This window comes from Paracoccus sp. MKU1, from assembly GCF_001447385.1.
GTDB lineage: Bacteria > Pseudomonadota > Alphaproteobacteria > Rhodobacterales > Rhodobacteraceae > Paracoccus.
Map to the genome: position 1 here is coordinate 1 of NZ_LLWQ01000115.1, position 9266 is coordinate 9266.

Consider the following 9266-nt stretch of genomic DNA (forward strand, 5'->3'; position numbering starts at 1 on the left):
ATCGCCGCCAGCATCTGGCCGGTGGCGTTCATGTCGTTGTCGATGGCCTGCTTGCCGGCGATGATGAGTTCGGTGCCTTCGGCCTTGGCCACCGCGGCGAGGATCTTCGCCACCGCCAGCGGCTCGATGTCCTGCTGCACGTCGTCCGCGGCCACCACCAGGATCGCCCGGTCCGCGCCCATGGCCAGCGCGGTGCGCAGCGTCTCGGCCGCCTGCTTGACGCCGATGCTGACGGCGATCACCTCCTCGGCCTGACCCTTCTCCTTCAGACGGATCGCCTCCTCGACCGCGATCTCGTCGAACGGGTTCATCGACATCTTCACATTCGCCAAATCGACACCAGACCCGTCGCTCTTAACGCGCGCCTTCACGTTGTAGTCGATCACGCGCTTCACTGGCACGAGTATGTTCATGATCCTCTTTCCGATTCAAAGAATTAGAGCAGGCCGGTTTCCAGCTCGGCGGTCTGCCGCAAACTGGATTCGGTGAAGCGCTTCATGGAGAAGGGCTGTGCATAGCCCGGCAAGGCCGCCCCGGCGAGCCAGGAAGCAAGCAGTTCTCCGGTGGCGCAGGCCGCCATCGTGCCGTGGCCCGAAAGGCCGCAGGCCATGAATGCGCCTTCCGGTCCCATCGGGCCGATCAGCGGCCAGTTGTCCCGGGTGCGCGTATACCAGCCGCCGTAATGCGACATCTGGCGTGGCAACCTGCCGTAATAGGCCTTGAGGCCGGGGTTCAGGCGCGCGGCACCGCGCAGCACGATTTCGGGGAAACGCGGGTCCAGCGGGATCGTCCAATCCGCGGGCTGTGCCGTCTCGTTATAGGCCCAGCCCAGCTTGAGCCAGTTGCCGTTCATGCCGCCTTCGGGGCGGCAATGGATCGCGCCGGGCATTTCCGCCGCAAGATGCGCGGTCGAAGGATCCTCGGCCAGGAGGGCGCGGTCCTCCGCATCCCAGTCGATCGACTGCCGGTCCATGTCGATGGTGAAGGGCAGGTCGCGGGGAATTGCCGCTTTGGTGTCGGGAAAGGCGATCTTCTGCTGCATCACGTTGTAAAGCGGCAGCGAGACGTCCAGCATCGCGGCGATTTCGCCTGCGAAGGGGCCGGCCGCGTTGACGATGCGCTCGGCGCGAATGGTTGTGGCTTCGTCGACCGTGTTCAGCTGGATCACGAAGCCTTTGTCCTGGCTGATTCCGGAAACCATGCCGGTTACGCGCCGGATACCGGCTCGTTGCAGCCGCTCCAGCATGACCTGGCCGAGTTGCTGGCCCGAGATATCGCCGCCGCGCCTGATGTGCAGGATCGTCTTCACGTCGCTGTCCAGCGACGGAAAGCAGCCCCGGATCAAGGCCGGATCGCTGAGCAGGTCGAAGCCGTCCGGCGCCTCTTTCCAGTCCGCATTGACGGGCGGGAAATAGCTTTTGCTGTTGCGGTCGTGATACCGGATCTCCGAATCGGACTTGTCGCCCAGGCAGGCGGTGAGCTGATCCAGCATGGGCTGCATGTTGGGCTGCCGCGTCGCCAGAATGTAACCCCGTCTGGTCATGGCGAAGCGATTGCCGGTCTCGTCCGCAAGCTGCTCCATCAGGTCGATCGAGCGGTTGGTTAAGTCCATCATCAGGGTCGAGGGCCACCAGTTGCGATAGTTGTCTCCCGACTGAGTTGAGGTGAAACCCATCGGCTGCCCTTGGTCGATCAGGACGATGTCCTGAATCCCGTGATTTTTCCACAGGTAATAGGCTGAGGCGATTCCGATGATGCCTGTTCCGACGATTGCGACAGATGATTCGGTTGCAGTCATGTGGCCTCCGGCATAAATTATTCGTATTGACATTATCGTATACGATCAAGATTACTATGCAAGACGAAATCATGGGAGCGGATGTGATTATGCAAACCGAGATTCGCTCTGCTGCGGAACCGATCTATCAAGCCCTAAAGACCGGGATCCTTTCCGGCGAACTGGCGCCGGGCCAGCCCCTGCGGCAGGACGAGATCGCGCGCCTGCATGGCGTGTCGAAGATCCCGGTTCGGGAGGCGCTGCTGCGGCTGGAAATCGATGGTTATGTGCTGCTGAGAAAGAATCGCGGCGCAACGGTGCGGGGTCTGTCGGCCTCCGAAATCCTCAATATCATGGACATCCGCGTCGCTCTGGAGTGCCTGGCGCTGGGACTGGCGATTCCGCAGATGGGGCCCTCGGATCTGGCCGAGGCGCACCGCGTGTTCAAACAGTATACGCAAGCCACGGATGTTGCGCGGCTGAGTACCCTGAACCTGAAGTTTCATCAGGCGCTTTATGCGCCCTCGGACAATGCCGAACTGTTGCGCATGATCCTCGACCTGCAACATCGTATCGGGCCGTATATCCAGCGCGAGATGACCCGTGCTACCGGCCATGTGCGGCCTCAGGACGAGCATCTCGAGATCCTTCTGGCGTGCGAAGCGCAGGACACCGATCGCGCCGTATCCCTGCTGCGCCGGCATATCGAGACAACGAAACGGGAAATGGCCGCCCGGCTGCGCCGCCGCGGTTTCGGCGCCATACCCCTGCAAGGAGATACAATATGACTAACGCACCCACGCTTCTCTTCATCGGCTGTGGCAATATGGGGGCGTCGATCATCGGCGGCGCCGTCACCCATGTGCCGCAGGCCCGTCTGGTGGCGCTGGACCCGGATCTGGAGCGCGCTCGCAGCCTGCTGCCCGCAGGGGCGCCGGTCGCGTTGCACGCAACTGCCGATGAGATCGCGGAGCTGAAACCGAATCTGGTCATTCTTGGGGTAAAGCCCCAGGTCTTCGGCGCGCTCGATCCGGCGCTGATGCGGATCATGGCGCAAAGCGATGTGGTTTCGATCATGGCGGGCATCCCCCTGGAACGGCTCGTCTCGGCAATCGGGCACGAGCGGATCGTGCGGACCATGCCCAACTTGCCTGCCATGCTTGCTGCCGGCGCCACCCTTGGCTGTGTCAGGCCGGAAAGCGTCAGTCCGGCGACACGCAAACTTGTCGAAGACCTGTTCGGCGCGCTTGGTCTGTTCGACTGGGTAGAGGACGAGGCAAGCTTCGAATTGGCCAATCCCGTATTCGCCTGCGGGCCGGGTTTCATCTTCGCCTTTGCAGAGCAAATGATCCTTGCTGCAGAGCGGTCCGGGGTCGATCCGCAGCTGGCCGACCGGCTGGTGCGCCAGACGTTCCTGGGCGCGGCCTGGATGTTGGCGGAGGATGATCGCGACGCCGCTGCGCTCAAGCGCGCCGTCACCAGCCCCAATGGCACTACCCAGGCCGGTCTGACCGCGTTGGAGGATCCCTCCGCCTTGCCCGCGGTCGTTCCCGAAACCCTGCGCCGGGCGCATGCGCGCGCCCTAGAACTGGCAGCGGAAGCATGACGGGGAGGGAGGTGGAATTATATCTCCGATGATAGTATACAATATTGACAGAACAGATAATATTATGCGAGTCTTTTCAGAAGAATCTGTTGAAAGCGCACGCCGGGGCTAGCGAGGCTGCGGACCAAATGATGGTGCCCAGGATCAGAGGGAAAAGTGGACACGGCTGATTACATCATCGTTGGGGCAGGGGCCGCGGGCTGCGTTCTCGCTTCTCGACTGACCGAGGACGCGGGCACCGAGGTGCTGCTTCTCGAGGCAGGCGGTTCGGATCGCGGTCTGCTGATCGCGATGCCTGCCGCCATTCCCTTCGTCTACCAGAACAAGGCGCTGAACTGGGGCGAGCAGGCCGGGCCCGAGCCTTGGCTGGACGGGCTGATGATTGACGAGAAGCGCGGCCGGGTGGTGGGCGGATCGACCTCGATCAATGCGATGATCTTCAACCGCGGCAACCCCCGCGACTTCGACGGCTGGCGCGACCAAGGTCTGCCGGGCTGGGGCTGGAGCGAAGTCCTGCCTTATTTCCGCAAGATGGAAACCTTCGCCGAGGGCGCCAATGAGACGCGCGGCGGCGACGGGCCGCTGCAGATCAGCCGGGCACCGGCCCGGCATCCGCTGTTCGACGTCTACATGCGCTCGGGCGAACAGGCGGGCTATCCGCGCCCGGCCGATCACAATTCCGGCGAGCAGGAAGGCATGCATATCGCGCAGGTGCTGATCGGCAAGGGTCGCCGCTGCAGCGCCAGCGATGCCTATCTGAAGCCCGCGCAGAACCGGCGCAACCTGCACCTGCGCACCGGTGCTCATGTCGTGCGCATCCTGTTTCGCGGCGACCGCGCCGTCGGCGTCGAGCTGACGAATGGCGAGACGCTGATGGCCGGCAAGGAGGTCATCGTTGCGGCCAGCACCGTGGGCGCGGCCAAGCTTCTGCTGCTGTCGGGCGTGGGTCCGGCGGACGAGCTGCGCCAGCTTGGACTGCCGGTGGTGCTGGATCAGCCCAATGTCGGGCGCAATCTGGAAAACCATCCCGGCGTGAACCTGCAATATGCGGCTCGGCGCGAGGACACGCTGGTCGCCGAACTGGGGCTGATCGGCCAGGCGCGGCTGGGGTTGGAATGGCTGCTGTTCCGGCGCGGGCTGGGGGCTTCGAACTTCTTCGAGGCGGGCGCCTTCCTCAAGACCCATGACGGGGCAGATTACGCCAATCTCCAGCTGGAATTCCTGCCATTGGCGCGGCGCGTGGTGAACGGCAAGGTCAAGGTCTTTCCCGGCTTCCAGTTGTGGATGGACCTGTCCCGTCCGACTTCGCGCGGCTATGTCCGGCTGCGCTCGGCCGATCCGCACGCCGCGCCCGAGATCGTCTTCAACCACATGCAGACCGAGGCGGACCGCAAGGATCTGATCCGCTCGGTCAGGCTGGCGCGCGATCTGTTCTCGCAACCCGCCTGGGAGGGAATCCGCGGCGAGGAGGTCAGTCCCGGAACCTCGGCCCAAGCCGATACCGAGATCCTCGATTGGGCGAAGCGCGCCATCGGCACCAGCTATCACCCCTCGGGCACCTGCCGGATGAGCGCGTCGCCCGAAGATGGCGTGGTCGATGCGAGGGGACTGGTTCACGGCCTGTCCGGCCTGCGCGTGGTCTGCACCGCAATCATGCCGCGGGTGACGACCGGCAATCTCAGCGCCCCCACCTACATGATCGCCGAGAAGCTCGCCGATGCGATTCGCGGCCGGGCCCCGTTTCAATCCCAAGGCCGCCCGGCGGCAAAGGAGCAGTGATGACAGTCGAAACCATCCCCATGCTGATCGGCGGCGAATGGGTCGAGGGCGCCACCGGCGCGACCATTCCCGTGATCAATCCGGCCACAGGAGAGGTCATCGCGAACCTGGCCCATGCCGCGCCGACCGATCTGGACCGGGCTTTGGAGACCGCCGACAGCGCTTGGCGCTCGTGGAAGGAAACCACCGCTGCCCATCGCGCTGAAATTCTGGCCCGCGCCGCGCAGCTGATCCGCGAGCGCCAGGACGAGATCGCCCGCATCCTGACTGCCGAGAACGGCAAGAGCCTGGCGGAAGCGTCGGGCGAGGTCGGCTTTTGCGCCGATGCGGTGCTGTGGTATGCCGAAGAGGCCAAGCGTGCCTATGGCCGCGTGATCCCGGCACGGGCGACCGACGTGCGGCAGTTGGTGCTGCGTGAGCCGGTTGGCGTGGCGCTGGGTTTTGCGGCCTGGAACTTCCCCGGCGGCAATGTGGCGCTGAAGATGGCGGCAGCGCTGGCGGCGGCCTGCAGCATCATCGTCAAGCCCTCGGACGAAACCCCCGGCACGGCCATCGCCATCGGCCGCTGCTTCGTCGATGCGGGCGTTCCGGCAGGGGCGCTGAATATCGTGCATGGCGTGCCGTCCGAGGTTTCGGAACACCTGATCGCTTCGCCCATCCCGCGCAAGGTCTCGCTGACCGGCTCGACCCCGGTGGGCAAGCTGCTGCAGCGCATGGCGGCGGATACGATGAAACGCTGCACGATGGAGCTGGGTGGCCATGCCCCGGTCCTGGTCTTTGCAGATGCCGATCTCGACAATGCGGTCGAGCGGCTGGTGGCGGCGAAGTTTCGCAATGCCGGGCAGGTCTGCACCTCGCCCACCCGCTTTTTCGTGCATCGCGACATTTTCGACCGCTTCGTCGACGCCTTTGTCGAGCGCAGCAGGCAGGTTGTCGTCGGCAACGGCGCCGAGGGCGCGCAGATGGGGCCGATGATCACCGAAAAGCGGCGCGAGGCGATCGCTTCGCTGGTCGCCGATGCCGTGGAGCGCGGCGCGGAACTGCGTCTGGGCGGCGAGGCTGTCGAGGGGCCGGGGTATTTCTATGCGCCGACGGTGCTGGCCAATGTGCCCGATGACGCGCGGCTGATGCATGAGGAGCCGTTCGGCCCGGTGGCGGCCTTCGTGCCCTTCGACGATTTCGATGCGGTGATCGAGCGGGCAAATGCGCTGCCCTATGGGCTGGCCGCCTATGTGTTCTCGCAATCGCCCGGCACCATCGCGCGCGCCTCGGCGGCACTGGAGGCCGGGGCCGTGGGGATCAACCACACCTCGGTTCACGAGGCGGAAACGCCCTTCGGCGGCATCAAGGAATCCGGCTACGGCGCCGAAAGCGGCATGGAAGGCCTCGACGCCTATCTGCGCACCAAGATGGTTTCGGAAAAATTTCTCTAAGGACCGACAAGATGAAAACGGATGTGGCAATCATTGGTGGCGGCGCCATGGGCTCGGCAGTTGCCTATTACATCAGGACGATGGACCCCAGCGTTCGCGTCATGGTGATCGAACGCGACCCAACCTATGAAATCGCTTCGACGCCGCGTGCCTCGGGCGGGGTTCGGCGGCTGTTCTCTCTGCCTGAAAACATCGAATTGTCAAACTATTCCATCCCCTTCTTCGAGAACTTCTCGCAGACTATGGCAATCGATGGGCAACCGGCCGAGATCGGTTTCAAGAAGGGCGGCTATATCTTCATCGTGCCCCCGTCGGCGACCGACATGTTGAAGGAGAACTACGATACCGAGCAGAGCCTCGGCTGCAACGTGATCTGGCTGGAGCCTGACGAGATCAAGCACCGCTTCCCGTCCATGTATGTCGGCGACCTTGGCGCCGCCGTCCTTTCGCCCGATGATGGATGGCTGGATCCGCATTCCGTGCTGATGGGCTTTCGCAAGAAGGCCCAATCGCTCGGCGCCGAGTTTCTGGCCGAGGAAGTGTCGGGGCTGGAACGGCAGGGGGCGCAGGTCACCGCGATCACCTGCGCATCCGGCCTGCGGATCGAGGCCGGGCATGTCGTGAACGCCGCCGGTGCCTGGGCCAAGGAACCTTGTGCCATGCTGGGCTTCAGCGTGCCGATCGAGCCGCTGCGCCGCTTCGAGCATTATTTCGAATCCGAAGACCCCATCGAGCCGCTGCCTTATCTCAAGGATCCCGAACGGCTGGCCTTCCGCCCAGAGGGCAAGGGCTATTCCGGCGGCGTGCCGACCCTGCTGGAGCCGCGCGGCTACAATATGGAGCCCGATCACGACTATTTCGAGAACGTGGTCTGGCCGGCGCTCGCCCACCGTTTCCCGCAATTCGAGAAGACGAAATGCAAGGCGACGTTGCCGGGCCTGTATGACCAGAACGATTTCGACGGCAATGTCATCATCGGTCCCGGTGCCGACGGATTGGGCAACTTTCACATGCTGGCCGGGTTCTCCGGTCACGGTCTGATGCACGCTCCGGGCTGTGGCCGGGCGATGGCCGAACTGATCCTGAAGGGGCGATACGAGACCATCGACCTGTCCCGTCTGGGCTGGCAGCGACTGCTCGACAACAAGCCTCTGCCGGAACGCGGCATCATCTGATCGCACACTTGCGCGAATGCACATCCCGGATGGCCTTGGACCCATCCGGGATGTTGTTTATTTCGGCAGAACGCATCATATTTGGAGAAATATTATACGTTCATAGGTAGGAGCGATTGGATGTCAGGCAACAAGGCGACGCAGGTGACGGCAGAGCCCATTTACGACGCGCTCAAATCCGCGATCATGGCAGGGGATCTGCTGCCGGGGGAACCTTTGCGCCAGGATGAGATTGCCCGCAACCACGGAGTCAGCAAGATCCCGGTGCGCGAGGCGCTGCTGCGCCTGGAGGTCGATGGTTTCGTGACCTTTCGCAAGAACAAGGGGGCAACGGTGCGGGAGTTGACGCCGCACGAAATCCTCAACCTGCTGGACATCCGTGTGGCGCTGGAATGCAAGGCGCTGGAACTCGCCATCCCGCACATGGTCCATTCGGATTTCGACAAGGCGGACAGGATCCTTGCCGAATATGGGGAAAGCACGGATATCTCGACCTGGAGCGACCTGAATGTCCGCTTCCATCAGGCGCTTTACGACCCCTGCGACAACCCGCTGCTGCTTCAGATGATCGACGATCTGCGCGCCCGTATCGGCCCCGTGACCCGCCTGCTGGTTACCGAGACCTCCGGTCTCGAAAGGCCGCATCAGGAACATCGCCGGATCCTGGATGCCTGCAAGGCGGGCGAGGTCGAGAAAGCCGTCGATCTGATGCGCCAGCATATCGAGACGACGAAAAAGGAAACCGCCGCGCGATTGCGCCGCAGGTGAGCCGCTGCCCGCTTGGCCGGCCCTACGATGCGCCGTAATCCTCTCCGAAGAACTGGCGCATGAAGGCGGGGCCGTCTGTGGTGACGAAGTCGCGGAACTCGCGCGCGGCCGGGCCGAGCGTCTTGCGGCGCGGATAGACCACGAACCAGTCGCGCAGCTGCGGCATGCCGTCGACGCTCAGCACGCTCAGCTTGCCCGCCTGCCGCTCCAGCGCGATGGTGTGGGCGGAGAGGAAGGCGAGCCCCATGTTCGCCATCACCGCCTGCTTGATGTTGGCGTTGCTGTCCATTTCCTGCGCCGGCGGCAGCGGCAGGCCGGCCTCGCGGAAGAAATGCTCGTGCACCATGCGGGTGCCCGAGCCGCTTTCGCGCACCAGGAAGCGGTGCATGACCAGATCGGCGCGGCGGATGCGGCGAAAGCGGGTCAGCGGATGCTCGGGATTGCCGATCAGCACGGAAGGGTGCTTGGCGAACTGGTGGGCCGTGACCTCGATCCGCCGCGGCGGGCGGCCCATCAGCGCCAGGTCGGCCCGGTCCTCCTGCAGCTGGGCGATCACGCCGTCGCGGTTGGCGATGCTGATCTCGACCTGGGCCGCGGGGCGCTGGCGCAGGAATTGCTGCACCAGCTGCGGGCCGAAGTTCCGCGCCGTCGAGACCATCGCCACCCGCACCTGATTGTCCAGCCGGCCCTGCATCTGCTCGACGACATGCACCGCCTCGCGCAGGGTC

At 64.1% G+C, this 9266-nt stretch carries 8 protein-coding genes and 1 pseudogene; 6 read left to right on the forward strand and 3 right to left on the reverse strand.

From position 1 onward, the window contains the following. Together AQY21_RS07460 and AQY21_RS07465 are read right to left on the reverse strand one after the other, a co-directional pair. Window positions 1-413, reverse strand: a pseudogene (locus tag AQY21_RS07460) (electron transfer flavoprotein subunit beta/FixA family protein); the annotation flags it as partial. Between the two features lie 23 nt (window positions 414-436). Then, window positions 437-1798, reverse strand: coding sequence for an FAD-binding oxidoreductase (locus tag AQY21_RS07465; protein ID WP_058097091.1), 1362 nt, complete (start codon window positions 1796-1798; stop codon window positions 437-439). A 56-nt stretch (window positions 1799-1854) separates the two neighbouring features. Here AQY21_RS07465 and AQY21_RS07470 point away from each other — a divergent pair, with 56 nt between their 5' ends. The 6 genes from AQY21_RS07470 to AQY21_RS07495 all read left to right on the forward strand — a co-directional run bounded on the left by AQY21_RS07470 (window position 1855) and on the right by AQY21_RS07495 (window position 8538). Beyond that, window positions 1855-2565, forward strand: coding sequence for a GntR family transcriptional regulator (locus tag AQY21_RS07470; RefSeq protein ID WP_238986714.1), 711 nt, complete (start codon window positions 1855-1857; stop codon window positions 2563-2565). After that, entirely contained in the window at window positions 2562-3383 is an 822-nt protein-coding gene (locus AQY21_RS07475; protein WP_058097092.1) for a pyrroline-5-carboxylate reductase, read from the forward strand. The genes AQY21_RS07470 and AQY21_RS07475 overlap by 4 nt, the downstream gene beginning before the upstream one ends. 156 nt (window positions 3384-3539) lie before the next feature. Next, entirely contained in the window at window positions 3540-5162 is a 1623-nt protein-coding gene (locus AQY21_RS07480) for a GMC family oxidoreductase (RefSeq protein WP_058097093.1), read from the forward strand. Next, window positions 5162-6595 (forward strand): NAD-dependent succinate-semialdehyde dehydrogenase, encoded by a 1434-nt coding sequence (locus AQY21_RS07485; RefSeq protein WP_058097094.1) that lies wholly within the window; start codon window positions 5162-5164, stop codon window positions 6593-6595. Before AQY21_RS07480 ends, AQY21_RS07485 begins: the two co-directional genes overlap by 1 nt. A gap of 11 nt (window positions 6596-6606) precedes the next feature. Further along, the gene (locus AQY21_RS07490; protein WP_058097095.1) at window positions 6607-7770 is read left to right on the forward strand and encodes an FAD-binding oxidoreductase; all 1164 of its coding nucleotides are present in this window, start codon (window positions 6607-6609) and stop codon (window positions 7768-7770) included. 120 nt (window positions 7771-7890) lie between these two features. Further along, window positions 7891-8538, forward strand: a complete 648-nt coding sequence (locus AQY21_RS07495; protein WP_058097096.1) for a GntR family transcriptional regulator — start codon at window positions 7891-7893, stop codon at window positions 8536-8538. A gap of 22 nt (window positions 8539-8560) precedes the next feature. Here AQY21_RS07495 and AQY21_RS07500 read toward each other — a convergent pair. Continuing rightward, a partial coding sequence (locus AQY21_RS07500; RefSeq protein ID WP_058097097.1) for a LysR substrate-binding domain-containing protein occupies window positions 8561-9266 on the reverse strand: 706 nt, incomplete at its 5' end.

Bases quoted from the DNA above. Each gene is read 5' to 3' on its own strand.
- AQY21_RS07465 (WP_058097091.1), bottom strand. From the start codon at position 1,798: ATGACTGCAACCGAATCATCTGTCGCAATCGTCGGAACAGGCATCATC.
- AQY21_RS07470 (WP_238986714.1), top strand. From the start codon at position 1,855: ATGCAAGACGAAATCATGGGAGCGGATGTGATTATGCAAACCGAGATT.
- AQY21_RS07475 (WP_058097092.1), top strand. From the start codon at position 2,562: ATGACTAACGCACCCACGCTTCTCTTCATCGGCTGTGGCAATATGGGG.
- AQY21_RS07485 (WP_058097094.1), top strand. From the start codon at position 5,162: ATGACAGTCGAAACCATCCCCATGCTGATCGGCGGCGAATGGGTCGAG.
- AQY21_RS07490 (WP_058097095.1), top strand. From the start codon at position 6,607: ATGAAAACGGATGTGGCAATCATTGGTGGCGGCGCCATGGGCTCGGCA.
- AQY21_RS07495 (WP_058097096.1), top strand. From the start codon at position 7,891: ATGTCAGGCAACAAGGCGACGCAGGTGACGGCAGAGCCCATTTACGAC.